Raw genomic sequence first — 1,115 nt, 5'->3', positions numbered from 1 at the left:
AGTGCTTGCTGACAAAAATTATGCGCATCGAATCGTTCACCGACAAGCGCAACAAACAGCGCACCATTGTCGCTCGTTCGCGTGTCAGTGGCCACTGCGTCGATAGTCAGATCGTTACCGAATAACGCTCCGCCAGTGATTTCTGCAATTTGAGATAAAGTAACCTTGATCATGAGGACAATCCTAAAAGCTGCATTGCGGATTCGCGGTCGGAATAATGAATCGTTTCGCCATTACGAATTTGGTAGTCTTCGTGGCCCTTACCTGCCAGCAAGATAATGTCTTGAGGCGCAGCGTTTTCTAACGCGTAAGAAAGCGCTTTAAAGCGATCATGCTGGACAATCGCTTCTGCTGGTTTGGATAGGCCAGCAAGCATATCTTTGACGATGAATACAGGGTCTTCACTGCGCGGGTTATCATCGGTCAAGACGACTTTGTCACCCAAACGCTCAGCGATTTCTGCCATCATCGGACGCTTACCCGCATCGCGATCGCCACCACAACCGAAAATAGCCCAAAGCTGTCCGTCACAATGCACGCGCAGTGCTTGTAATGCTTTTTCAAGCGCATCAGGCGTGTGAGCGTAATCGACCACAACTTTGGCGCGATGCTCAGCTTGGAATAGCTCCATTCGGCCTAACACCGGCTGCAATTGAGCAGCCGTCGCTAGCAAATCGTTCTTATCAAAACCAAGGCTCAATAAGGTCGCAAATGCCAGCATTAAGTTGGCTGCGTTGAATTCACCAATCAACGGCGCATGCAGCGTACCTTCGCCAAACTGACCATCAAAACGAATCGTAATACCGGACTCAGCATAAGCCACTTGGCTCGCCCACAGCGCGTGTTCAAACTCAGTTGTAGGAGCAAGAGAAACGGCAATCGCATTCGTCAGTTGTTTCGCCCACGCAGCGCCAACTTCGTCATCAACATTGATGATTGCTTGATCACATTGATGCTGGGTAAACAGCGTTAGTTTGGCGTTGGCGTACTCTTCCATCGTACCGTGATAATCAAGATGGTCTCGGCTCAAGTTGGTAAATACGCCAGCAGCAAAGGAAAGGGATTTAACGCGGCCTTGGATCAAGCCATGAGAAGACACTTCTAACGCCGTATAT

1 protein-coding gene and 1 pseudogene are annotated in these 1,115 nt (G+C 49.5%); both read right to left on the bottom strand.

The features are described from left to right. Positions 1-173: pseudogene (gene murF / locus R7F67_RS24720) on the bottom strand (UDP-N-acetylmuramoyl-tripeptide--D-alanyl-D-alanine ligase); the annotation flags it as partial. Further along, a partial coding sequence (locus R7F67_RS24715; RefSeq protein ID WP_318057521.1) for a UDP-N-acetylmuramoyl-L-alanyl-D-glutamate--2,6-diaminopimelate ligase occupies positions 170-1,115 on the bottom strand: 946 nt, incomplete at its 5' end. The gene R7F67_RS24715 and the pseudogene murF, both read right to left, overlap by 4 nt.

The organism is Vibrio sp. YT-17 (genome assembly GCF_033337375.1).
Taxonomy (GTDB): Bacteria; Pseudomonadota; Gammaproteobacteria; order Enterobacterales; family Vibrionaceae; genus Vibrio; species Vibrio alginolyticus.
Note: the sequence above shows the minus strand (reverse complement) of the source record. Positions and strands in the feature narration are given on the sequence as shown.